The 24,629-nt window shown below is 57.5% G+C and carries 20 protein-coding genes; all 20 read left to right on the plus strand.

Translation table 11 applies throughout. The features are described 5' to 3' along the window. The first annotated feature begins 3 nt into the window (after positions 1 to 3). The 20 genes from FJ695_RS16220 to dnaE all read left to right on the plus strand — a co-directional run bounded on the left by FJ695_RS16220 (position 4) and on the right by dnaE (position 24,532). On the plus strand, positions 4 to 1,272 hold the full coding sequence (locus FJ695_RS16220; RefSeq protein WP_141186414.1) for an NADH-quinone oxidoreductase subunit E: 1,269 nt from the start codon (positions 4 to 6) through the stop codon (positions 1,270 to 1,272). Between the two features lie 9 nt (positions 1,273 to 1,281). Beyond that, the gene (nuoF, locus tag FJ695_RS16225; RefSeq protein WP_141186415.1) at positions 1,282 to 2,583 is read left to right on the plus strand and encodes an NADH-quinone oxidoreductase subunit NuoF; all 1,302 of its coding nucleotides are present in this window, start codon (positions 1,282 to 1,284) and stop codon (positions 2,581 to 2,583) included. 26 nt (positions 2,584 to 2,609) lie between these two features. Further along, positions 2,610 to 4,673, plus strand: a complete 2,064-nt coding sequence (gene nuoG / locus FJ695_RS16230) for an NADH-quinone oxidoreductase subunit NuoG (RefSeq protein ID WP_141186416.1) — start codon at positions 2,610 to 2,612, stop codon at positions 4,671 to 4,673. Positions 4,674 to 4,689: 16 nt separating this feature from the next. Continuing rightward, positions 4,690 to 5,739 carry an NADH-quinone oxidoreductase subunit NuoH gene (nuoH, locus tag FJ695_RS16235; RefSeq protein WP_141186417.1) on the plus strand — a complete coding sequence of 350 codons (1,050 nt, stop codon included), beginning with the start codon at positions 4,690 to 4,692 and terminating at the stop codon, positions 5,737 to 5,739. A gap of 19 nt (positions 5,740 to 5,758) precedes the next feature. Continuing rightward, complete coding sequence (locus tag FJ695_RS16240) at positions 5,759 to 5,995, plus strand: hypothetical protein (RefSeq protein ID WP_141186418.1); 237 nt, start codon at positions 5,759 to 5,761, stop codon at positions 5,993 to 5,995. A gap of 19 nt (positions 5,996 to 6,014) precedes the next feature. Continuing rightward, complete coding sequence (nuoI, locus tag FJ695_RS16245; RefSeq protein ID WP_141186419.1) at positions 6,015 to 6,500, plus strand: NADH-quinone oxidoreductase subunit NuoI; 486 nt, start codon at positions 6,015 to 6,017, stop codon at positions 6,498 to 6,500. An 87-nt stretch (positions 6,501 to 6,587) separates the two neighbouring features. Then, positions 6,588 to 7,202 carry an NADH-quinone oxidoreductase subunit J gene (locus FJ695_RS16250; RefSeq protein ID WP_141186420.1) on the plus strand — a complete coding sequence of 205 codons (615 nt, stop codon included), beginning with the start codon at positions 6,588 to 6,590 and terminating at the stop codon, positions 7,200 to 7,202. Positions 7,203 to 7,299: 97 nt separating this feature from the next. Then, positions 7,300 to 7,608 carry an NADH-quinone oxidoreductase subunit NuoK gene (nuoK, locus tag FJ695_RS16255; protein WP_141186421.1) on the plus strand — a complete coding sequence of 103 codons (309 nt, stop codon included), beginning with the start codon at positions 7,300 to 7,302 and terminating at the stop codon, positions 7,606 to 7,608. Positions 7,609 to 7,614: 6 nt separating this feature from the next. Continuing rightward, a complete protein-coding gene (nuoL, locus tag FJ695_RS16260) occupies positions 7,615 to 9,624 on the plus strand; it encodes an NADH-quinone oxidoreductase subunit L (protein WP_141186422.1) in 2,010 nt (669 codons plus the stop codon). Next, positions 9,624 to 11,141, plus strand: a complete 1,518-nt coding sequence (locus FJ695_RS16265) for an NADH-quinone oxidoreductase subunit M (protein WP_141186423.1) — start codon at positions 9,624 to 9,626, stop codon at positions 11,139 to 11,141. The genes nuoL and FJ695_RS16265 overlap by 1 nt, the downstream gene beginning before the upstream one ends. A 24-nt stretch (positions 11,142 to 11,165) precedes the next feature. After that, complete coding sequence (nuoN, locus tag FJ695_RS16270) at positions 11,166 to 12,596, plus strand: NADH-quinone oxidoreductase subunit NuoN (RefSeq protein WP_141186424.1); 1,431 nt, start codon at positions 11,166 to 11,168, stop codon at positions 12,594 to 12,596. 16 nt (positions 12,597 to 12,612) lie between these two features. Then, on the plus strand, positions 12,613 to 13,398 hold the full coding sequence (locus tag FJ695_RS16275; RefSeq protein ID WP_141186425.1) for a biotin--[acetyl-CoA-carboxylase] ligase: 786 nt from the start codon (positions 12,613 to 12,615) through the stop codon (positions 13,396 to 13,398). A gap of 45 nt (positions 13,399 to 13,443) precedes the next feature. Then, positions 13,444 to 15,120, plus strand: a complete 1,677-nt coding sequence (locus tag FJ695_RS16280) for a ribonuclease J (RefSeq protein WP_141186426.1) — start codon at positions 13,444 to 13,446, stop codon at positions 15,118 to 15,120. Positions 15,121 to 15,167: 47 nt separating this feature from the next. Beyond that, complete coding sequence (gene mce, locus FJ695_RS16285; RefSeq protein WP_141186427.1) at positions 15,168 to 15,572, plus strand: methylmalonyl-CoA epimerase; 405 nt, start codon at positions 15,168 to 15,170, stop codon at positions 15,570 to 15,572. 4 nt (positions 15,573 to 15,576) lie between these two features. Then, positions 15,577 to 15,867: a DUF1467 family protein gene (locus FJ695_RS16290; protein WP_141186428.1), complete on the plus strand. Its 291-nt coding sequence runs from the start codon at positions 15,577 to 15,579 to the stop codon at positions 15,865 to 15,867. A gap of 32 nt (positions 15,868 to 15,899) precedes the next feature. Further along, positions 15,900 to 16,520, plus strand: coding sequence for an AraC family transcriptional regulator (locus FJ695_RS16295; protein ID WP_141186429.1), 621 nt, complete (start codon positions 15,900 to 15,902; stop codon positions 16,518 to 16,520). Between the two features lie 549 nt (positions 16,521 to 17,069). Beyond that, positions 17,070 to 18,398 (plus strand): proline--tRNA ligase, encoded by a 1,329-nt coding sequence (gene proS / locus FJ695_RS16300; protein ID WP_141186430.1) that lies wholly within the window; start codon positions 17,070 to 17,072, stop codon positions 18,396 to 18,398. 80 nt (positions 18,399 to 18,478) lie between these two features. Beyond that, positions 18,479 to 19,783, plus strand: a complete 1,305-nt coding sequence (locus FJ695_RS16305) for a lipoprotein-releasing ABC transporter permease subunit (RefSeq protein WP_141186431.1) — start codon at positions 18,479 to 18,481, stop codon at positions 19,781 to 19,783. A 10-nt stretch (positions 19,784 to 19,793) separates the two neighbouring features. Next, entirely contained in the window at positions 19,794 to 20,513 is a 720-nt protein-coding gene (locus FJ695_RS16310; RefSeq protein ID WP_141186432.1) for an ABC transporter ATP-binding protein, read from the plus strand. A gap of 524 nt (positions 20,514 to 21,037) precedes the next feature. Then, the gene (dnaE, locus tag FJ695_RS16315) at positions 21,038 to 24,532 is read left to right on the plus strand and encodes a DNA polymerase III subunit alpha (RefSeq protein WP_141186433.1); all 3,495 of its coding nucleotides are present in this window, start codon (positions 21,038 to 21,040) and stop codon (positions 24,530 to 24,532) included. Positions 24,533 to 24,629: the final 97 nt, after the last annotated feature.

Below are 24,629 nucleotides of genomic sequence, written 5' to 3' on the forward strand. Positions count from 1 at the left end.
ACCATGGCAGTTCGCAGACTTGCCGCGGAACAACCAGAAAGCTTCGAGTTCACCGAGAAGAACCTCGGTTGGGCCAAGAAGCTGATCGACCGCTACCCGGCTGGCCGGCAGGCCTCTGCGGTCATACCGCTGTTGTGGCGCGCGCAGGAACAGAACGAAGGCTGGGTCAGCGAACCAGCGATCCGCTACATCGCCGACATGCTCGACATGCCGAATATCCGCGTCTTGGAAGTGGCGACTTTTTACACCATGTTCCAGCTGCAGCCGGTTGGAAGAAAAGCCCACATCCAGGTGTGCGGCACGACGCCTTGCCAATTGCGCGGATCGGAAGACCTGATCAAGATCTGCAAATCCCGCATTGCCAAGCACATGCACGAGATTTCCGAGGACGGCATGTTCTCCTGGGAAGAGGTCGAGTGCCTGGGTGCTTGTGTCAACGCACCGATGGTTCAGATCTTCAAGGACACGTACGAAGACCTGACCGAAGACACTTTCAACAAGCTGATCGACGATATTGCGGCCGGCAATGAAGTGACACCTGGCCCGCAAAATGGCCGGCGGTTCTCCATGGCCGAAGGTGGCCAGACCAGCCTTACCGAGATTGACGACAACACCAAGGGGGACCTCCCGGTTCCTCATGTGGTGGACGGCTCTGAAAAGGCCTCGCATCATTTTGCTGGCGCGTCCATCAACACCGGCGGCAACGACTATGATGGCGTTCCGACCCCGGCCGAAGATTCCGTTGCCAAGGTAAAGGCGGCGTTTGCTGCCAAATCGGCGGAAAAAGCAGAAGCTCCCGCAGCTGCACCGGCCGAGAAGAAGGCTGAGGCACCGAAAAAAGCAGCTCCGAAAAAGGCCGCAGCCAAAAAAGAAGCAGCGCCCACGAAGGAAGCTGCCCCTAAAAAGGCAGCTGCACCGAAGAAACCTGCTGCAGCGAAAGCCAAGGCTGCAGACGATGCGCCAGCTGCTGAAAAAGAGCCGGAAGTCCTTACAGAAGCCCGTGGTGGCAAGGCCGATGACTTGAAGAAGCTCAAAGGCGTCGGTCCGAAATTGGAAGCAACCCTCAATGAGCTCGGGTTTTTCCATTTCGATCAGGTCGCTGCGTGGGGCCCGGAAGAGGTCGCCTGGGTCGATAGCCGGCTGAAGTTCAAGGGCCGCATTGAGCGGGATGGCTGGATTGAGCAGGCCAAGATCCTCGCATCCGGCGAGACAACCGAATTTTCCAAGCGTGTGGAAGCCGGCGATGTTGCTTCCTCCAAGAGCGAAGACTAAGGGGAAGAGATGCTTCAGGATAAGGATCGGATCTTCACCAACATCTACGGTCTTCATGACTGGGGTCTTGAAGGCGCGCAGAAGCGTGGCCAGTGGGACAACACCAAGGCGCTGCTCGACAAGGGCCGCGATTGGATCATTCAGGAGATGAAGGACAGCGGCTTGCGTGGCCGTGGCGGGGCGGGTTTCCCGACCGGTCTGAAATGGTCGTTCATGCCGAAAGAATCCGACGGCCGTCCAGCGTATCTCGTCGTTAATGCTGACGAATCTGAGCCGGGCACCTGTAAGGACCGCGAAATTCTACGCCATGACCCGCACACCCTGGTCGAGGGTTGCCTGGTTGCCGGTTTCGCTATGGGCGCCATTGCCGCTTACATCTATGTGCGCGGTGAGTTCATCCGTGAGCGCGAGCGTCTTCAGGCGGCGATTGACCAGGCTTACGATGCCGGTCTGATCGGCAAGAACAACAAGAACGGCTACGATTTCGACATCTACGTTCACCACGGCGCCGGCGCTTACATCTGCGGTGAGGAAACCGCGCTGCTGGAAAGCCTGGAAGGCAAAAAGGGCCAGCCGCGCCTGAAACCGCCGTTCCCGGCAAATGTCGGCCTTTATGGCTGTCCGACGACGGTGAACAACGTCGAATCCATCGCAGTCGCACCGACCATCCTGCGCCGTGGCGGCGGCTGGTTCGCGAGCCTTGGCCGCCCGAACAACACGGGCACCAAGCTGTTCTGCGTGTCCGGCCACGTCAATCAACCGGCGACCTTCGAAGAAGAGCTCGGTGTGCCGTTCTCCGAGATGATCGACAAGCACTGCGGCGGTATCCGCGGCGGCTGGGACAATCTCCTAGCAGTGATCCCGGGCGGTTCCTCCGTTCCGTGCTGCACGGCGGACGAAATCAAAGACGCCCCGATGGACTTTGATACGCTGCGCGGCATGGGCTCCGGCCTTGGTACCGCTGCGGTGATCGTCATGGACAAGTCCACCGACATCATCAAGGCAATCGCCCGTCTCAGCTACTTCTACAAGCATGAGAGCTGCGGCCAGTGCACGCCGTGCCGGGAAGGCACCGGCTGGATGTGGCGGGTGATGGAACGCATGGTGAAGGGCGAGAGCTCTTATGAAGAGATCGATATGCTCTTCAAAGTGACCAAACAGGTCGAAGGCCACACCATTTGTGCCCTTGGAGACGCGGCCGCATGGCCGATCCAGGGGTTGATCAAGAATTTCCGGCCGGTCATCGAGCAACGTATCGATGACTATGTCGCCAAGTCGAAGAGTTCTTCGACCATGGTGGCGGCTGAGTAAGCGGAACGGGATTTGGAGAGCAGCGGATGACGAAGCTCATCATCGACGGCAACGAGGTAGAGGTCCCATCGGACTACACCCTGCTTCAGGCCTGTGAAGAGGCAGGTGCCGAGGTTCCGCGGTTTTGTTACCACGACCGCCTGTCGATTGCCGGCAACTGCCGCATGTGCCTGGTGGAAGTGAAGGGCGGACCGCCCAAGCCAACCGCCTCTTGCGCCATGGGCGTCAAGGACCTGCGCCCGGGGCCGAACGGCGAGCCGCCGGTTGTTGAAACCAAGTCCGAGATGGTCAAAAAGGCCCGCGAAGGGGTGATGGAGTTCCTGCTCATCAACCACCCGCTGGATTGCCCGATCTGTGATCAGGGCGGTGAGTGTGACCTTCAGGACCAGGCGATGGCCTATGGGGTTGATGGCTCGCGGTTCCATGAAAACAAGCGGGCGGTCGAGAACAAGGAAATCGGCCCGCTTATCAAGACCATCATGACCCGCTGCATTCACTGCACGCGCTGTGTCCGCTTCACCACCGAAGTTGCCGGTGTCACCGACATGGGGCTGATCAGCCGCGGCGAAGATGCCGAAATCACCACCTATCTGGAAGCCGCGCTGTCCTCAGAAATGCAGGGCAATGTCGCCGATCTTTGCCCAGTTGGTGCGCTGACACACAAGCCGTATGAATTCCATGCCCGTCCGTGGGAGCTGACCAAGACCGAAAGCATCGATGTCATGGATGCGCTCGGGAGCGCGATCCGTGTCGATACACGCGGCAAGGAAGTCATGCGGGTGATGCCGCGGCTCAATGAAGAGATCAACGAAGAGTGGATTTCCGACAAGTCCCGCTACATCTGGGATGGGTTGAAGACCCAGCGTCTTGACCGGCCGTATGCCAAGAAGGACGGCAAACTGCAGCCGGTGTCCTGGGCGGAAGCGTTCCAGATTATCGCTGACAAGGTCAAGGCAACATCAGCGGACAAAGTCGGTGCTCTGGCTGGCCAGCTGGCCGGCGTTGAAGACATGTTTGCGCTGAAGAGCTTGATGGACAAGCTGGGCTCGGCCAACATCGACAGCCGTTTCCCGGGCTCGCCGCTGCATCCGAAAAACGGCCGCGCCAGCTATATCTTCAATTCCACCATTCAGGGCATTGAAGAGGCCGACGCGATCATGCTGATCGGCACCAACCCGCGCCTGGAAGCGCCGGTCCTGAATGCCCGGATCCGCAAGCGCTGGAACCAGGGCAATGTCCACATTGGATTGATTGGCGAAAACGCCGATCTGACCTATCCGGTGACCTATCTGGGCGCCGGCCCGGACAGCCTGAAACAATTCATTGAACACGCGCCGGCCAAGGCGGAAAAGCCGATGTTCATCATCGGGCAGGGCGCCTTGAACCGCGCAGATGGTGCGGACGTTCTGGCAAACCTGGCTGCTGCTGCCAAGTCGCTCGGGGTGATCAAGGACGGCTGGAACGGCTTCAACATCCTGCACACCGAAGCGTCGCAAGTTGGCGCGTTGGACATTGGTTTTGTTCCAAGCGAGGGCGGCAAGGACACAGCCGGCATGCTGGAAAGTGGCGCTCTGGATGTGCTCTTCCTGCTCGGCGTTGATGAAGTCGAAGTTCCCGAAGGAGCGTTTGTTGTCTACCAGGGCACCCATGGTGACCGCGGTGCGCACCGTGCCGATGTGATCCTGCCGGGCGCAGCTTATACGGAGAAATCCGCGATCTATGTCAACGCCGAAGGCCGTGTTCAGATGGCTGATCGCGCAGGCTTTCCTCCAGGTGATGCCCGCGAAGACTGGGCCATCCTTAGAGCGCTATCGGCCGTTGTCGGCCAGACGCTGGAGTTTGATTCCCTCCAGCAACTGCGTGCCAAGCTGTTTGAAGCCGTGCCGCACATGGCTGCTATCGACGCGATTGAGGCTGGCGATGCTGGCGATATCGAAAAGCTGGCCAACGGCAAAGCCAAGATGGATAACGCCGGATTTGCAAATGTGATCCGGGACTTTTATTTGACGAACCCGATTGCTCGGGCCTCCAAGGTGATGGCCGAGTGTTCGGCGCTCGCGAAAACGCGTGCCGCAGAAGCTGCGGAATAAGGGGTAGGGGACTGAAATGGCTGAGTTCATGACCACCTACGGCTGGCCGTTCCTCTGGATGGTGTTCCAGAGTGTTCTGCTGATGGTCGTGCTTTTGGTGTTCGTCGCCTACGTGCTTTATGCGGATCGTAAGATCTGGGCGGCCGTTCAGATCCGCCGTGGCCCGAACGTTGTTGGGCCCTGGGGACTCTTCCAGAGTTTTGCCGACCTTCTGAAATTCGTTCTGAAAGAGCCGGTGATCCCGTCCGGATCCAACAAGGTTCTCTTCCTGCTGGCGCCGCTGATTTCCGTGCTTTTGGCGCTTGCCGCCTGGGCAGTTATTCCGGTCGCGGACGGCTGGGTAGTTGCCAACATCAATATCGGTGTTCTGTTCGTCTTTGCCGTTTCATCGCTGGAAGTTTACGGCGTGATCATCGGCGGTTGGGCGTCCAACTCCAAGTATCCGTTCTTGTCGGCGCTGCGTTCGGCCGCGCAGATGGTGTCTTATGAAGTCTCCATCGGCTTCGTCATCGTGACCGTTCTTCTTTGCGCTGGCACTTTGAACCTCACCGGCATCGTTCATGCCCAGCAGACGGGTCTGGCCGATATGCTGGGTGTGCCTTGGCTGAGCTTCCTGAACTGGTACTGGTTGCCGCTGTTCCCGATGTTCGTTGTGTTCTTTGTCTCTGCGCTGGCTGAAACCAACCGGCCGCCGTTCGATCTGGCGGAAGCGGAATCGGAGCTGGTTGCCGGTTTCATGGTGGAATATGGCTCGACGCCGTACATGATGTTCATGTTGGGCGAATATGTCGCCATCTGCCTGATGTGCGCACTGATGACCATCTTCTTCATGGGCGGATGGCTGCCGCCATTTGACTTTGCACCGTTTACCTGGGTGCCGGGCATCGTCTGGTTCATCTTAAAATGTCTGCTCGGCTTCTTCATGTTCGCAATGGTCAAGGCCATGGTCCCGCGTTACCGCTACGACCAGCTGATGCGCCTGGGCTGGAAAGTGTTCCTGCCGCTGTCTTTGGGCATGGTTGTGGTTGTCGCGACTGTCCTGATGATCATGGGGTGGGCACCGTGAGCGGCATAAGAGGCGGCTGATGGATATTTCGCTCCCCGGTGTGATCGGGGCGGCCGTTGGGTTCTACATCGGCTGGCTCGACTGGAAGATCCTGAAGGGCATGCTTCAGGCGGTGGAGACGAAAAACAGACAGGCTGGCGGCGACGGTGGCGCCGTGGCCAAATACAAAGCGCTTCTCGGCGCACTGAGTTTTGGAATTCCGGTGATCGGCTTCCCGATTGTCGGCTATTGGGCGGCCAGTCAACTGGCTGGTTGAGGAAAGAGAGGCAAGGGCGATGGTTGGTCAAGTGGTCAAATCGCTGTTTTTGCAGGAATTCGTGTCGGCTTTCTTCTTGGCGATGCGCTATTTCTTCAAGCCGAAGCCAACGGTGAACTATCCCTTTGAAAAAGGGCCGGTGAGCCCGCGCTTCCGGGGAGAGCATGCGCTGCGCCGGTATCCGAACGGCGAAGAGCGCTGTATCGCCTGTAAGCTGTGTGAAGCCATCTGCCCGGCGCAGGCGATCACCATTGAAGCTGGCCCACGCCGCAACGATGGCACCCGCCGCACCACCCGCTATGACATCGACATGGTCAAATGCATCTACTGCGGCTTCTGTCAGGAAGCCTGCCCGGTGGAAGCCATCGTCGAAGGGCCGAACTTCGAATTCGCTACGGAAACCCGCGAAGAGCTTTATTACGATAAAGAAAAGCTGCTTGCGAATGGGGACCGCTGGGAACGCGAAATCGCCCGCAACATTGAAATGGACGCTCCTTACCGCTAGGAGCTAACCGCAACCAAATTGGTCCAGCAATCCGGTTGGATCCCGCATTTTTTGGCCGCAAGGCACCACGACAGGCAGGTCTTTGAAATGATCCTGAAAGCCCTCTTTTTCTACCTATTTGCCGGCGTCACTCTGGCGTCTGCATTTATGGTGATCGCGGCCCGCAATCCGGTGACGTCGGTCCTGTTCCTGATCCTGGCCTTCGTCAACTCTGCTGGCTTGTTCATCCTGCTCGGCGCAGAGTATCTGGCTCTGCTTTTGGTCGTTGTTTATGTCGGCGCGGTCGCGGTGCTGTTCCTGTTCGTGGTGATGATGCTCGATGTCGACTTCGTCGAGCTGCGCCAAGGTTTTCTGCAGTATCTGCCGGTCGGCAGCCTGGTAGGACTGATTTTACTTGTTGAACTTCTGATGGGCCTTGGTGCCTGGGTGATCGCCCCGGAGGTCTTGAGCCATGGTGCGGAGCCGACACCGGCCTTGACTGAGATGAGCAACATCCAGGCGCTCGGTTCGGTGCTCTACACCAAATACATCTATTTCTTCCAGGTCGCTGGCCTGGTGCTGCTGGTGGCGATGATCGGGGCGATTGTCCTGACACTGCGCCACAAGCCAAACGTCAAACGTCAGGACATTCCGACCCAGGTTGCGCGCAACAAAGAAAGCGCCATCGAGATCAGGAAGGTCGAAACGGGCAAAGGTATTTGACGCGATAAAAACGCGTCGTTCGAGAAGTCCTGAAACCGGCACGCTCCTCCGTGCGGTATCAGGTTGGGGTAAACGAGGGGAGCACGGCGAGGCGCCCATGGAAATCGGTCTGTCGCACTATTTGTCGGTCGCGGCGATCCTGTTCACGATCGGAATTTTCGGGATCTTCCTGAACAGGAAAAACGTGATTGTTATCTTGATGTCTGTCGAGCTTCTGCTCCTGGCAGTGAACATCAATTTTGTCGCCTTTTCGTCGTTCCTCGGCGACATGATGGGACAGATCTTCACCATGCTGGTGCTCACCGTTGCGGCGGCTGAAGCGGCCATTGGCCTGGCGATCCTGGTGGTCTTCCACCGGAACCGCGGCTCGATTGCCGTGGAAGACGTCAACGTGATGAAAGGGTAGGGGCTGATGTATTCCGCAATCCTGTTCCTGCCGCTGATCGGTTTCCTGATTGCTGGCCTTTTTGGCCGGGCCATCGGTGCCAAAGCGTCTGAGTATGTCACCAGTGGTCTGTTGATCCTGGCGGCGCTTCTTTCATGGGTTACGTTCTTCGGGTTCTGGCTTGGTGGGGCAGAGGCCCAGGTGGTCAACCTGTTCCGCTGGATGAGTGCCGGTGACCTTAATGTTGCCTGGTCGATCCGGGTCGACACGCTGACCGCCGTCATGCTGGTGGTCGTCAATACGGTCTCCGCGCTCGTGCATGTCTACTCCATCGGCTATATGCACCACGATCCGCACCGGCCGCGTTTCTTTGCTTATTTGTCGCTGTTCACTTTCGCCATGTTGACGCTGGTGACCGCCGACAACCTGATGCAGATGTTCTTCGGTTGGGAAGGTGTTGGTCTTGCCTCTTATCTGCTGATCGGTTTCTGGTATCAAAAGCCATCTGCCAATGCGGCTGCTATGAAAGCTTTTGTTGTCAACCGTGTCGGCGACTTTGGGTTTGCGCTCGGCATTTTCGGCGTCTTCTACCTGTTCGGCAGCATCGACTTCACCACAATATTCAATGATGCCCCGTCCTTCATCGAAGAGCAGGGTGAGGTGATGACCTTCTTGGGTTACCATCTGGATGCGCAGTCTGCGATGACGATTGTCTGCTTGCTCTTGTTCATGGGCGCCATGGGCAAATCGGCGCAATTCCTGCTGCACACTTGGTTGCCGGATGCGATGGAAGGCCCGACCCCGGTCTCCGCACTCATCCACGCTGCGACCATGGTCACCGCCGGTGTCTTCATGGTAGCGCGGCTTTCCCCCCTGTTTGAACTTTCTGATACGGCGCTTGCGATCATCGTTTTCTTCGGTGCAACCACGGCGTTTTTTGCAGCGACCGTCGGTCTCGTTCAGAACGACATCAAGCGCGTGATCGCCTATTCGACCTGTTCCCAGCTCGGCTACATGTTTGTTGCGCTCGGCGTTGGTGCCTACTCTATTGGGATTTTCCACCTGTTTACGCACGCGTTCTTCAAGGCGCTGCTGTTTCTATGCGCCGGGTCGGTGATCCATGCCGTCTCCGATGAGCAGGACATGCGTAAGATGGGTGGTCTGAGAAAGCACATCCCGATTACTTACTGGACGATGATGATAGGCACGCTGGCCCTGACCGGTGTCGGCATACCGCTGACCCATCTTGGATTTGCAGGCTTCATCTCCAAGGACGGCATCATCGAAGCCGCGTTCGCGGCGACCGGTGGGGACCATCCAAACCCGATGGCCATGTACGGCTTCTGGCTGACCGTGATCGCAGCAGGCCTGACGTCCTTCTACTCCTGGCGCCTGACGTTTATGACCTTCCATGGTAAGCCGCGCGCTTCCGTCGATGTGATGAAGCATGTTCATGAATCGCCGCTGGTGATGACCGTGCCGCTGTTTGTCCTGTCGATCGGTGCAGTTCTGGCGGGTATGGTCTTCTACGGTCCTTTCTTCTACGACGAAGCGTCTTATGAAGCCTTCTGGGCCGGGTCTTTGCCTGCCTTTGCCTCCAGCCACGTCTTGCACGACATGCACCACGTCCCTGCCTGGGTGAAGGTGTCACCGTTTGTCATGATGGCGGGTGGTCTTCTGGTTGCATACCAGTTCTATATCCGCGCGCCGGAAATGCCGAAGCGGTTGGCGGAACGCCATTTTGGGCTCTATCAGTTCCTCTTGAACAAGTGGTATTTTGACGAGCTCTACGACTTAATCTTTGTCCGTCCTGCAATGTGGGTTGGCCGAGTCCTTTGGAAGAAGGGCGATGGCACCGTGATCGATGGCTTTGGCCCGAACGGGATCGCTGCGCGGGTGCAAGGGGTCACGGCCTGGGTCGTGAAACTGCAGACCGGATATCTTTACCACTATGCATTTGCGATGCTGATCGGCGTGGCTGCGCTGATCACCTGGTCGATGTTCTCCGGTGCGGGCACCGGCGGGGGTGCACACTAATGATTGACTGGCCAATTCTGTCACTCACGACATTCCTGCCATTGCTTGGCGTCGTCTTTGTCCTGGCCGTTCCAGGAAATGACGATCACGCAAAGCGCCAAATGCGGATGGTGGCGCTTGTCACCACGTCGATGACCTTTGTCTTGTCCTTGATGATTTGGGCAAGTTTCGACTACGCCAATCCTGGCTTCCAGTTCATCGAACAGCGTGATTGGCTCGGCGGCAACATCCAATACAAGATGGGTGTCGACGGGATCTCCGTGCTCTTTGTCATCCTGACGACATTCCTGATGCCGTTTTGCATCCTGTCGTCCTGGGAAAGCGTGCAGAAACGTGTGCGCGAGTACATGATCGCGTTCCTGATCCTGGAAACCTTGATGATCGGCGTTTTCTGTGCGCTCGACATCGTGGTCTTCTATGTCTTCTTCGAGGCAGGCCTTATTCCGATGTTCTTGATCATCGGTGTCTGGGGTGGCGCGCGCCGGGTCTATGCATCCTACAAGTTCTTCCTCTACACGCTGCTCGGATCGGTCTTGATGCTGGTCGCGATCATGGCGATGTACTGGACGGCAGGCACGACTGATATCCAGGAGCTGCAGGCCTATTCATTCCCGGCGGAAATGCAGACCTGGCTCTGGATCGCATTCTTTGCATCCTTTGCGGTTAAAATGCCGATGTGGCCGGTGCACACCTGGCTTCCGGACGCCCACGTTGAAGCGCCGACGGCCGGGTCTGTGATCCTGGCGGCTGTCCTTCTGAAGTTGGGTGGATACGGGTTCCTGCGGTTCTCACTGCCAATGTTCCCGATTGCTAGCGCAGATTTTGCGCCGTTGATCTATACCTTGTCGATCGTAGCGATCATCTACACCTCGCTGGTGGCGCTCGCTCAGGAAGACATTAAGAAACTGATCGCCTATTCCTCTGTTGCCCACATGGGCTATGTGACCATGGGTATCTTCACCATGACACACCAGGGGGTTCAGGGCGGAATCTTCCAGATGCTCTCACACGGTATTGTCTCTGGCGCGCTCTTCCTGTGTGTCGGTGTCATTTACGACCGCATGCATACCCGTGAGATTTCTGCTTATGGCGGGCTGGTCAACCGGATGCCGAAATACGCGGTCGCCTTTCTGATCTTCACTATGGCCAATGTCGGTCTGCCGGGTACGTCCGGGTTCGTCGGTGAAATTCTGACGCTGATGGGCGCGTTCCAGGTCAACACTTGGGTGGCATTCTTTGCGACTTCCGGTGTGGTCCTGTCGGCGGCCTACGCGCTTTACCTCTACCGCCGGGTCGTCTTTGGCGCGCTGGAGAAGGAAAGCCTTAAGTCGATTCTGGATTTGAACCTGCGCGAAAAGGTCATTCTGATCCCCTTGATCTTCCTGACGATTTTCTTCGGCTTCTATCCGATGGCGATCCTGGATGTGACCCAGGGATCCGTCGACAATCTGATCAATCATTACACTGCGGCTCTTGAAGCTGCTGGGGCGACCCAGCATGCAGCCGCAGCGCACTAAGAGTTTCGAGGACGAGACAGAGCTATGACCCAATTGCCAGATCTCATGCCGGCGATGCCGGAAATCATCCTGGCGCTCGGAGCGATGGTGCTATTGATGATCGGTGCCTTTGGCGGCCGGAACATCAGCTATGCGGTTTTCGGCGGAGCGATGGGACTTCTTGGCGGCACGTTCCTTGTGTTGCTGCTGGTTCCGAACTTTGGCGAGACCTTTGGCGGATCCTTCATTCTGGATGACTTTGCCTATTTCCTGAAGCTGATTGTGTTGGTCGGGTCGTTTTTTGCCATTGCCATGTCCTGGGCCTATGCAAAGAGCCAGTCGTTCGATCATTTCGAATATCCGATCCTGATCGTCCTGGCGACGCTCGGCATGATGCTGATGCTGTCGGCCAATGACATGATCGCGCTTTATCTCGGCCTGGAGCTGCAGAGCCTGTCGCTCTATGTGGTTGCGGCGATCAACCGTGACAGTGTCCGTTCGACGGAAGCTGGCTTGAAGTACTTTGTCCTCGGCGCCTTGTCCTCGGGCATGCTGCTGTACGGCATGTCGCTGGTCTATGGCTTCTCCGGTCAGATTTCGTTTGCCGCGATTGCCGAAGTACTCAGCCATGAAGGTGCACCGCTCGGCGTGATCATCGGCCTGACCTTCATCCTTGCGGGCCTTGCATTCAAGATTTCCGCTGTACCGTTCCACATGTGGACGCCGGACGTTTATGAAGGGGCTCCGACGCCGGTCACGGCCTTCTTTGCAGCGGCTCCAAAGGTTGCGGCCATGGGCATGCTGGTGCGTATCGTGATTGATGCGTTCCATCCGGTGACCAGCGACTGGCAGCAGATCATCGTGTTCGTCTCCATTGCATCGATGGCCCTTGGTGCGTTTGCAGCGATTGGCCAAACCAACCTGAAACGGCTGATGGCTTATTCCTCTATCGGCCACATGGGCTACGCGCTGGTTGGTCTTGCGGCCGGCACCCAGACCGGTGTGGAAGGCGTGATCTTCTATATGGTTGCCTATCTCGGCATGACGCTTGGTGTGTTTGCCTGCATTCTGTCCATGCGCCGCAAGGAAGGCATGGTCGAAGAGATTGCCGACCTTTCCGGCCTGTCGCAGACCAATCTGACCATGGCTGTGGTACTGGCGCTTTTGATGTTCTCGCTGGCCGGTATTCCGCCACTGGTCGGTTTCTTCGGCAAGTGGTTCGTTTTTGCCGCCGCTGTTCAAGCTGGCCTTTATCCGCTGGCGGTTATTGGTGTTCTGGCGTCTGTGGTCGGCTGTTATTACTACCTGCGCATCGTCAAGGTCATGTTCTTCGATGAACCGGCCGAAGCGTTCCAGCCGATGCCGACTGAACTGAAGGTCGTTCTTGGGCTCTCTGGCCTGTTCGTGATCTTCTTCTGGGTGATGCCTGGACCGGTCGTGACCGCGGCAACAGCTGCTGCGCAGTCTTTGTTCTGATGGGTGGCACCAGCGATTGAGTAGTCAAACACCACATCGAGGTTTGGAAGGTCCGGCGCCTGGAGCGCCGGATTTTCGTTATGAGGCGCATGATACGGTTGGGTCCACCAATGCGCTCTGTTTTGGGCGTGCGGCGGCCGGACATGCTGGCAATTTGTGGATCCGCGCCGGCATTCAGACGGCGGGACGCGGCCGCAGGGGGCGGGCCTGGGATTCGCCGCATGGCAACCTCTTTGCCAGCGTACTTCTGATTGACCCGGCGCCACTCGACCGGATTGGCGAATTACCGCTGATTTCTGCAGTTGCCCTTGCCGAGGCCGTTGACAAGGCCGCCGGAACATTCCAATTGGTGTCGCTTAAGTGGCCAAACGATCTTCTGGTCGAGGGCGCAAAACTCTCCGGCATTCTGCTGGAAGCAGAAACACTGGAAAATGGCCGTTTGGCAGCGGTGATGGGGTTTGGCGTCAACTGCGTTTCTCACCCAGATCCCGCGCTTTACCGGGCCACCGATCTGCGCAGTCTGGGCTATCAGGTGAGTGCTGACCGGCTATTCGAGGCGCTTGCAGAGACGCTGGTCAGTTATCTGGCAACATGGAAACAACCTGATGGCTTTGACCGGATCCGCCGGCAATGGCTGAAACGGGCGGCCCATTTGGGCCAGCAAATTACGGTCAAAGCCGCTCAGGAAGAGATTACCGGCATATTTGACGATCTGGATGCGCGCGGCCACCTGGTCTTAAAACTTCAGGATGGCCGGAAACGGACCATTTATGCAGGCGATGTATTTTTATCCGGCGAATAACAGCCGGACAGTTCCCTCTCTGCTTGAGAGGGGTAGGAGATTTTGATGGCTTCGGCCAAAGACAAAAACGATATTGTGTTCCTGCCGCTCGGCGGCGTCGGTGAAATCGGCATGAACCTCGGCCTTTACGGCTATGGGCCGGAAGGCAACCGCACTTGGTTGATTGTCGACTGCGGCGTCAGCTTTGCAGGCCCCGAACTGCCGGGCATCGATTTGATCATGCCGGACATCAAGTTTCTGGAAGACGAGGTCGACAATATCGCCGGCATGGTGATCACCCATGCCCATGAAGATCACTACGGTGCGATCCTGCATCTGTGGCCTTACCTGAAAGTGCCGGTGTATGCGACTGCCTTTACGGCCGGCTTGCTTGCCGCCAAGACTGAAAGTGAACCGGGCGCTGAAGAGGTGCCGGTCACGGTCGTACGCCAGGGCGAACGGCACCAGATCGGACCGTTTGATGTTGAATTTGTCGCGATGGCGCATTCAATTCCAGAACCTTGTGCTTTGGCAATCCGCACGCCGGCAGGAATGGTGCTTCATACCGGCGACTGGAAGATCGACAAGTCTCCTGGCATCGGGCATCCAATCGACCTGGACCGTCTGGCCGAGCTCGGCCGGGAAGGGGTGATGGCCCTGGTCTGCGACAGCACCAATGCCGTGCGCGACGGCGTCAGCCCGAGTGAAGCCGATGTCGCGGCTGAATTGACCAAAGTGATGGCGGGTGCAAAGAACAGGGTTGCGGTTACGACCTTTGCCTCGAACGTTGCCCGAATCCGCGCCATTGCTGTGGCGGCAAAGGCTAACAACAGAGACGTTGTTGTGGTTGGCCGATCCATGCACCGGGCGATCGAAGTCGCCAACGAACTGGAATACCTCGACGGCTTGCCGGCGTTTCACGATGAAGAAGCTTTTGGCTATTTGCCGCGGGATAAGGCCGTGCTGCTGTGCACCGGATCACAAGGGGAAAACCGGGCGGCGCTTGCGCGCATTGCCACCGGTGATCACCGCAATATTGCGCTGACCAAAGGCGACATGGTGATATTTTCCTCGCGCACCATTCCCGGCAATGAAAAGGACGTTGGAGCGGTTCTCAACAATCTTGCCGACAAGGACATTGAGATCGTCACCGACAAGGATGCTCTGGTGCATGTCTCTGGCCACCCGCGCCGGGGCGAGTTGGAGCAACTCTATAAATTGGTACAGCCGAAAGTCGTGCTTCCTGTGCACGGCGAACCGTTGCATCTTGCCGCTCATGCTGCGTTTGCGAAGGAGCAGGGTGTTCCGGAGGTTATTCGCGGCAAAAATGGGGACATCATCCGCCTTGTGGCCGGACGGGCTGCAGTCATTGACGAGGCACCGTTCGGCATTCTGGTCAAGGACGGCAGCATTCTGGATGATCCGGAAGTCACCGGGGTGCGTGAACGGCGCAAACTGTCTTATGCCGGTGCCGCGATCATCACGCTGGTGGTCAATCGGTCTGGTGAGCTCTTGGATGATCCGCATGCGGTTCTGCTTGGCCTGCCGGATACAGACGACGACGGTGAGCCAATGGAAGAGATTGTCACGAAAGCCGTGGTCGGCGCGGTGACCAGCATTCCGAAGGCCCGGCGCAAGGACAAGGATTTGATCGCGGAAGCGGCTCGCCGTGCGGCCCGCGCAGAGATCCTGGATGTCTGGGGCAAAAAGACGCTCTGCAAGGTGGTTGTGACCCGTCTTTAGATTTGGTGCGGTTGAACAGGAACCGCCGTGTTTGTGGAGGAATTGATATGATCGGACGGCTCAATCACGTTGCCATCGCGGTATCGGACATCGAAGCGGCGACCGCGACCTATCGGGATACCCTTGGTGCAGATGTCTCTGCCAAGGAAAAACAGCCCGATCATGGCGTTTCGACCGTGTTCATCAACTTGCCGAACACGAAAATCGAACTACTTGAGCCCTTGGGTGACGATTCGCCGATCGCCAAGTTCCTGGAAAAGAACCCGTCCGGTGGTATTCACCATGTCTGTTATGAGGTCGAAGACATCATCGCGGCGCGGGACAAGCTGGTGGCCGAGGGCGCCCGGGTACTGGGCAATGGCGAACCGAAGATTGGTGCTCATGGCAAACCGGTGCTGTTCCTTCATCCGAAGGACTTTTTGGGCACCTTGACCGAATTGGAAGAGGCGTAAACACATGTCGGTGGCGTTCAGCCTGGCAATCTTTTTTATGATGTGGTGGATCATCCTGTTTGCGATGCTGCCGTTTGGCATGCGCCGCACGCAGGAAGAAGCCGGAGAGGTGATTCCCGGTTCCGAGGCCAGTGCCCCTGAACGCCCCCGGATGCTGCGCGTTGTCATCCTGACGACAGTTGTGACCTGTGCTTTGTTTGCCGCCTATCATTATCTGCGGGCTTCGGGTTTCGGGCTGGATGATATCCCGTTTTTGACACCGCCGAGCGACAGTTACGCCAAGCCGGGCGGGTGAGAAGGCATTTCTTGTAAGGCGGGATCATCGGCATGAACCTCGATTTGATCGGCAGCATCAACGCTGCACGGCAGGCTGCCGGGTTTCTATCTCTTGAAGAGACTGTTGCGCTTGGTGAGCGCGGAAACCGGATCCTGGATCCGTTTTCCATTCTGATTTCCAACGGGGTTCATCTCGGCGAAGGCAATACCATTTATCCCGGCTGCACATTGCGGGCAGAGGGAGAGGCAGAAATTGTCATCGGCAATGGCAATCTGTTTCATTCCGGAACCTTGATTGAAGCCAGCGCGGGCCCGGTCAGAATCGGTAACTGCAATCAATTTGGCGAGGGCGGCTTTACTGCAAAAACCAATCAACCGGGATCAAGTATTAAGATAGACAACAAAGGCCGCTTCCTGAACAACCCATCTGTATTCGGGAAAACGGAGCTCCAAGATGGTTCGCAGATCCTGGGAAATATCTCAGTCATTTCCTGCGTATTAGGTGCCGGAAGTTCCTTTGAAGACCCGGATCCGGATTTACGAGCCGGGCTCCTGAAAGGCTCTGGTATTGCCAAGAACCTTTCTGTTCCTGCCGGTCACGTCATTCAGGGGCAGGGAACCTTCGAGCAAGACCAAATGGTTCTGCAATCCACCTTTCATCCGATAAGGTGACTATCAAAATAATGTTTGATCGGATTCGACCATTTTTCGGATCTCTCGCGACCCAATCCCAAAAACTTCCAAAGAAAAAAGGCAGAGCTGAAAGCTCTGCCTTGAAAAAGTTCCGCGTCTAAATTGACTCCGTTCCCTCGCGTGCCGGTGTTCCGGCTTGACGGGGCGGCTGCTGCCGTAAAGGCGCGCCTGGTGTCCTTCCTCCCAAGACTCAGACCGCGATGTCCATAAGCTCCTGACATTACTGCCGTGGCTTTTTTATTATGGAAACGGAACCTAGCTGATTGTTTCAGCATTGTCACCTATTTGTCGTGCCAAGCCTAATTTTTTTGCTTGCCTAATTCCCTTGCGTCGCAAATTGCGAATTTGAAGCCATTTCCATGGGGTGGAAATGAGCTGGCTAATGTCTGGAGGTGGCCGTTTTTTTGGGAGTCAAAGAGGCAAATATTGCAAAACTCAGCCAGACAGTGCGTTTGGACTTGTGTTTGAACCCAGCTTGCGGTTTGACTGCGCACAAAACCGGCAATGCCCATAGTCTGAGAGTGCATAATGCGTCTGTCCCGATATTTTCTGCCCATCTTGAAAGAAACTCCCAAAGAAGCGGAAATCGTCTCCCACCGCCTGATGCTCAGGGCCGGGATGATCCGCCAGCAGTCTGCTGGAATCTATTCCTGGCTGCCGCTGGGGTTGAAGGTCTTGCGCAAGATTGAAAGGATCGTCGAAGAAGAGCAGGCACGGGCCGGCGCTATCCAGCTGTTGATGCCGACCATCCAGCCGGCGGACTTGTGGCGTGAAAGCGGGCGCTATGATGCGTATGGCAAGGAGATGCTGCGCATCACCGACCGGCACGAACGCGAGATGCTGTTTGGCCCGACCAACGAGGAGATGATCACCGACATCTTCCGCAGTTATGTGCGTTCTTACAAGGACCTGCCGCTGAACCTCTACCACATCCAGTGGAAGTTCCGCGATGAAGTCCGTCCGCGCTTCGGCATCATGCGTGGCCGCGAATTCCTGATGAAGGATGCTTATTCCTTCGATCTTGATCAGGAAGCCGCCCGACATTCCTATAACCGGATGTTTGTGGCCTACCTGCGGACTTTCGACCGGATGGGGCTGAAAGCCATCCCGATGAAAGCCGACACCGGCCCGATCGGCGGGGATCTCAGCCACGAGTTCATCATTCTTGCTGACACCGGTGAAAGCGAGGTCTTTCTCGACAAGTCGCTTCTGGAAATGCCGATCCCGGCCGATGATACGGATTTCTCCTCAGATCTCAGCCCGATTGTCGCCTCCTGGACAACGCCCTACGCGGCGACCGATGAGATGCACGACGCTGCAGCGTTTGAGGCCTTGCCGAACGATGGAAAAGTGTCCGCCCGCGGCATTGAGGTCGGCCACATCTTCTACTTCGGCACCAAGTATTCCGATGCCATGGGCGCGAAAGTTGCCACCGGCGAAGGTACCGAAGTCCCGGTTCACATGGGCTCTTACGGCGTCGGGGTTTCCCGTCTTCTTGGCGCCTTGATTGAAGCCAACCATGATGACAACGGGATCATCTGGCCAAAATCAGTCGCCCCGTTCCATGTCGGCATCATCAACATGCGCCCGGGAGATGATCTGACCGACCCGGCGTGTGAAGACCTTTATGCCAAGCTGGAAGCGGCGGGCATCGAAGTGCTTTACGACGATACCGACAATCGGGCAGGGGCGAAGTTCGCCACCATGGATTTGATTGGTCTGCCGTTCCAGGTCGTCGCCGGTCCACGTGGCCTGAAAGACGGCCTTTTGGAAGTCAAGGACCGCGCAACTGGGGAAAAGGAAATGCTGACCCCGGAAGCAACCTTGAACAAGCTGACCGCGGCATTGACGGACTGATCTTGTCCGGTGATCCTCGGGGGCGGGGAATCGGCCGCGGGTAACTGCGGCTGCCGGGGCGTTGCGGAAATGGATGGACTATGACAGCGGTAGACACTGCGGACGACAACGCGAGCCGGGATATGGCGCAGCCAACACGCCCCTTTTCGCCCTTTGAATGGATGATTGCCGGCCGGTATTTGCGCTCGCGCCGGAGAGAAACCTTCATTTCGGTGATTGCCGGATTTTCTTTTGCCGGCATCATGCTGGGGGTCGCCACGCTGATCATCGTCATGGCGGTGATGAACGGCTTCCGGTCTGAACTCCTTGGCAAGATCCTTGGCATCAATGGCCACATGCTGATCCAGCCGATCGATCAGCCGCTCAATGACTATGACGCTGTCGCCGGGCGCCTGGAAGGTGTGCCGGATGTCATCAGTGCGATTCCCTTCGTTGAAGGCCAGGCGCTTGTGTCCGGTCCTGCTGGTAACCTCGGCGCCCTGGTGCGCGGTCTTTACGAGCGGGATCTGCGCCGGGTGCCGCTGGTCGCTAACAACTTGCGGGCTGGATCGCTCGATGGCTTTGACGCGGGTGAGGGGGTTGCGATTGGGTCCCGCATGGCCCAGCAGCTTGGCATTACGCTCGGCGACAACATCACCATCATTTCTCCGCGTGGCAGTGTCACGCCCATGGGGGTGACACCGCGGCTCAAGGCCTATCCGGTGACGGCGATCTTCGAGATCGGCATGAGCGAATATGATGCGACATTCCTGTTTATGCCGCTGCCCGAATCCCAAGCCTATTTCAATATGGACGGCATCACGACCGGCATCGAAGTTTATGTGACCGACCCGGACAACGTCGGCAACATGCTGCGCGCCATTGAGGATGCTGCAGACCGGCCTGCCTTCGTCACCGATTGGCGCCAGCGCAACGTCACGTTCTTTTCTGCCCTTGAGGTGGAGCGCAATGTGATGTTCATCATCCTGACACTGATCGTTTTGGTGGCTGCACTCAACATCATTTCCGGGCTGATCATGCTGGTGAAAGACAAAGGCCACGATATTGCGATCTTGCGCACGATGGGCGCGACCCGCGGCGCCATCATGCGGATCTTCCTGATCACAGGGGCTAGCATCGGCTGTGTCGGCACGCTGGCCGGGTTTGTCCTCGGGCTGATTGTCTGCCTCAATATCGAAAGCATCCGGCAGTTCGTTTCCTGGCTGACGGCGACGCAATTGTTTGACCCGACACTTTATTTCCTGTCGAAACTGCCCGCGGAAATCGACAGCGGGGAAACGCTCACGGTGCTGGTTATGGCGCTGGTTCTGTCTCTTCTGGCAACACTCTACCCCGCCTGGCGGGCCGCCCGGCTCGATCCGGTCGAAGCCCTGAGATACGAATAGGAGCGGTGAGATGAACCAAGTTGTTGATCCGCGCCAGGCACCCCGCCTGAAACCCGCGGCAATTGAACTGGCTGGCATTGAACGCGCCTATGACGAGGGCGATCAGAAACTCCATGTTCTGAATGGTGCCAACTTGCGCATTGAAGCTGGTGAGATGGTCGCGCTGGTTGCGCCGTCCGGTACCGGCAAATCAACCTTGCTGCATATTGCCGGGCTCTTGGAACAACCGGACGCGGGCGATGTGTTTTTAGGCGATGTCAATTGCACCGATCTTTCCGACGATGAACGCACGGCCATCCGGCGCAACGACATCGGCTTTGTTTATCAGTTTCATCACCTCCTGCCGGAGTTTACCGCGCAGGAGAACATCATGATGCCGCAGATGATCCGCGGCCTTTCCAAAAAAGTTGCCGCCGAACGCGCCGATGAGCTGCTTTCTTATATGCGCCTTGCCGACCGCGGCAGCCACCGGCCATCAGAACTCTCCGGCGGCGAGCAGCAGCGTGTTGCGGTCGCCCGGGCCGTTGCCAATGCCCCGCGCATCCTGCTGCTTGATGAGCCGACCGGGAACCTGGATCCGAAGACGGCCAATTACGTCTTTGATGCTCTGTCGGCTCTGGTGCGGGCTTCTGGTGTGGCCACCATATTTGCCACGCACAATTTGGAGCTTGCCGGCCGTATGGACCGGGCGATCACCTTGTCCGCCGGACTGGTCCAGCCGCTCAGATAACCGGTTTTTCATCTCGAGTCGGGGTCCCTTGTGGACGCCTTGGTCGGTAGGAACAAAGCAAAAACGCAAAGATTTCTGCGGGTCTTATACAATTCAGATCAAGGAGAACAAAAAGGGCTTGCAAAAAGAACATAAATGGAACATGTTTAGCGTATCGAAAGAAAGTTTGGAGAGTGTGATGTTCTATTTCGCGCGTGACTGTGCTGCTCTTGCATCCCTGGTTTCTTTTGGCGTGACCCTGGCGGTCTGGGGCGATGTGATCCTGTCCGCGGGCTGATCGGTGCCTGATTTTTGTCCTGTCCGGCGGGCCGCTGGTCTGACGGACAGTGTTCCAAAGCCGCATATTTTAGTGTGGCAGATCAATTCACAGCTGGAAAAGCAGAGGTCTGAGCAGGCGTGCTCTGGTCAAGGCGTTTGCGGCTGATTAAAGAACAGCGGTGACAACCGCGCTGGCGGCTGGACGGAACGCGATGCAAGCGTTTCACTAAGAGCGAAGATTCGCCTAGGCCTTTGAAGGTGCCGCCATGACTGATTCAAACAGCGCTCTAGACGCAGTTGTTCACCCATCCACGCAGGCGGGTAATGGGCCCGGTTATGTGCATCTGCGGGTTCATTCGGCACTGTCGCTTCTAGAAGGCGCGCTGCCGATCAAGAAGCTTTTGGATCTGGCCAAGGCCGACGACCAGCCGGCGCTGGCGATTGCCGACACCAACAATCTTTTTGGCGCCCAGGAGTTTTCGGCCAAGGCCTGGGGCGCAGGCATCCAGCCGCTAACCGCTTGTCAGCTGTCCGTCTTTTTCGACGACGGTCTGGACAGCGGCCGGCGCGGTGAACCGGCGCTCGCCGACCTTGTTCTGATTGCCATGACCGAAACGGGCTATGGCAACTTGATGGAGCTGACCTCGCGTGCGTTTCTGGATACGGAAACAGGCCTGCGCCCGCATGTCACCCTCAGCTATCTCTTGTCTAAGGCTGAAGATGTCATAGTCCTGACCGGCGGCAGTCTCGGGGCTGTCGGGGCGGCACTTCTGGCCGGGCGCAAGGAACTGGCCGAGAGCCGCCTAAAGACGCTGAAAGAGGGATTCCCCGGTCGTTGTTATGTTGAAATTCAGCGCCATGGCATGGACAGCGAAAAGAAAACCGAGGAGGCCTTCCTCGATCTTGCCTACGCCATGGATCTGCCGCTGGTTGCCACCAATGAGGCGTTTTTTCCCAAACGTGAAGACTATGAAGCCCATGATGCGCTGATCTGCATTTCCGAAGGCCGAGTCATCATTGAAAGTGATCGTCGTCGCCTGACCCCGGAGCACTATTTCAAGACAAGGGCGGAAATGTGCGCGCTCTTTTCCGATCTTCCCGAGGCGCTTGCCTCCACGGTCGAGATTGCCAAACGCTGTTCTTTCCGACCGATGCGGCGCGCACCGATTCTACCGCGGTTTGCCGGTGCGGATGCGGACCCAGAAGAAGCCGAACGCGCCGAATCGGAAGAACTGAAACGCCAGGCGCGCGAAGGCTTGCAGGCCCGTCTTGATGCTCATGGCCTGGCGCCGGGACTGGAAGAAAAGGATTATTGGGAACGGCTCGATTATGAGACCGGCATCATCGAGCGGATGAAGTTTCCGGGCTACTTCCTGATCGTTGCCGATTTCATCAAATGGGCCAAAAACCAAGACATTCCGGTTGGCCCGGGCCGTGGGTCGGGCGCGGGCTCGCTGGTGGCCTGGTCCTTGACGATCACCGATCTGGACCCGATGCGGTTTTCTCTGCTGTTCGAACGGTTCTTGAATCCCGAACGTGTCTCCATGCCGGACTTTGACATCGACTTCTGCCAGTCGCGGCGGGAGGAGGTGATCAGATACGTTCAGGAGAAGTACGGCCGTCAGCAGGTTGCCCAGATCATCACTTTCGGGTCCTTGCAGGCGCGCGCGGTTCTGCGGGATGTCGGCCGGGTGCTGCAAATGCCTTATGGACAGGTCGATCGGCTGTGCAAATTGGTGCCGGCGAACCCTGCCAATCCGGTGACGCTTGGCCAGGCGATCGAAGACGAACCGCGCCTCCGGGAAGCGGCCAAGGAAGAAGAGATCGTTGACAGGCTTTTGGGCATGGCGCAGAAGCTCGAAGGCCTTTACCGGCACGCCTCGACCCACGCAGCCGGTGTGGTGATTGGCGACCGGCCGCTGGAACAGTTGGTTCCGCTCTACCGCGATCCACGCTCCGATATGCCGGTTGCCCAGTTCAACATGAAAATGGTTGAAGATGCGGGCCTGGTGAAATTCGACTTTCTGGGCCTGAAAACCCTGACGGTGATCGACACGGCGGTCAAATTGATCGAACGGCGCGGCATCACCGTTGATGTCGCCGGTCTGCCGATTGACGATAAAAAATCCTACGATCTTCTAACCCGCGGCGAGACTTTCGGCGTGTTCCAGCTGGAAAGTCAGGGCATGCGCCGGGCCGTTGCCGGCATGAAACCGGACCGCTTTGAGGACATTATTGCGCTGGTGGCGCTCTACCGCCCGGGGCCGATGGAAAACATCCCGGTCTATAACGCGGTCAAACACGGCGAACAGGAGCCGGACTGCCTGCATCCGCTCCTGGAACCGATCCTGATGGAGACGAATGGCATCATCGTCTACCAGGAGCAGGTGATGCAGATCGCCCAGGTTTTGTCCGGGTATTCGCTCGGCGAAGCGGATCTTCTGCGCCGCGCCATGGGTAAGAAGATTGCCGCCGAAATGGAGGTTCAGCGGGCGCGCTTTGTCGACGGTGCCGTGGAGCGGGGCATCAACAAGACCCAGGCCGGCACGATCTTCGATCTGGTGGCGAAATTCGCCAACTACGGCTTCAACAAATCCCATGCGGCCGCCTATGCGCTGGTCTCCTATCATACGGCCTGGCTGAAGGCGAACCATCCGGTTGAATTCATGGCTGCGTCCATGACACTCGATATGGGCAACACGGAAAAACTTGGTGATTTCCGCCAGGAAGCCCGGCGCATGGGCATTGAGGTGGTGCCGCCATCCATCAACCGTTCGCAGGTCTATTTTGATGTGTCCGATGGCAAGATCCTTTATGCGATGGGGGCTGTGAAAGGTGTCGGCGAACAGGCCGTGGAACACATCGTAGAGGTCCGCGGCGACAAACCGTTCCAGAGCCTGGGCGATTTTGCCCGCCGCATCAGCCCCAAAGCGCTCAACAAACGGACGCTGGAAAACCTGGTTGCCGCGGGCGCCTTTGATGAGCTGGAACCAAGCCGGGCCCGGGTCTTTGAAGGGCTCGACCGGGTGATGGGCCTCGCGCAGCGCACGGAAGAAAACAAAACACTCGGCCAGGACGAACTGTTCGGCGGTTCTGACAGCGAGGAACCCTTGCAGCTGGATGAGGTCCATGGCTGGACGTCGGAAGAAAAACTCCAGCGGGAGCATTCGGCCATTGGTTTTTATCTCTCCGCCCACCCGATCGACGAATACGCCTCTGTCCTGGAAAAAATGCGGGCGCAGCCTTGGGCCCAGTTTTCTGAAGCGGTGAAAAAAGGCGCGTCCGCCGGACGGCTTGCAGGAACCGTCATATCCATGCAGGAGCGCAAGACAAAATCCGGTACGCGAATGGGCATTGCGCGGCTCTCCGATGCAACCGGCCAATATGAAGCCCTGCTTTTCCGCGAAAAGCTGGAACAATTCCGCGATGTGCTGCAATCCGGCCGGTCCGTTGTCGTGCTGGTTGCTGCCGACTTGCGCGACGACGAACCGTCCCTGATCATCGAACAGGTTGACCCGATCGACAAGGTTGCTGCGCGCTTACAAAAAAGCATGCGGGTCTTTGTTCGCGACGAGCGGCCGATCGCCAGTCTTGCCAAACAGCTGACCATGCGCGGAGAGGGCGATGTGACTGTGATTGTGCTTCTGGAAAACGGTGCCCGAGAAGTCGAAGTAAAACTTCCCGGCCGGTTCCGCCTCTCGCCAGAGATTGCGGGTGCGTTGAAAGCCGTTCCAGGTGTAACGGATGTTCAGGTTGCGTGATCCAGTGCAGCGCAATGCAAATTGTTTGACTAGCCAGCTAGCCACTCGGTAGTGGGCTGTCCGGGGCCGGATGCGGTTTGCGGCAGTTACAGTGCAT

The organism is Labrenzia sp. PHM005, assembly GCF_006517275.1.
Classification (GTDB): domain Bacteria; phylum Pseudomonadota; class Alphaproteobacteria; order Rhizobiales; family Stappiaceae; genus Roseibium.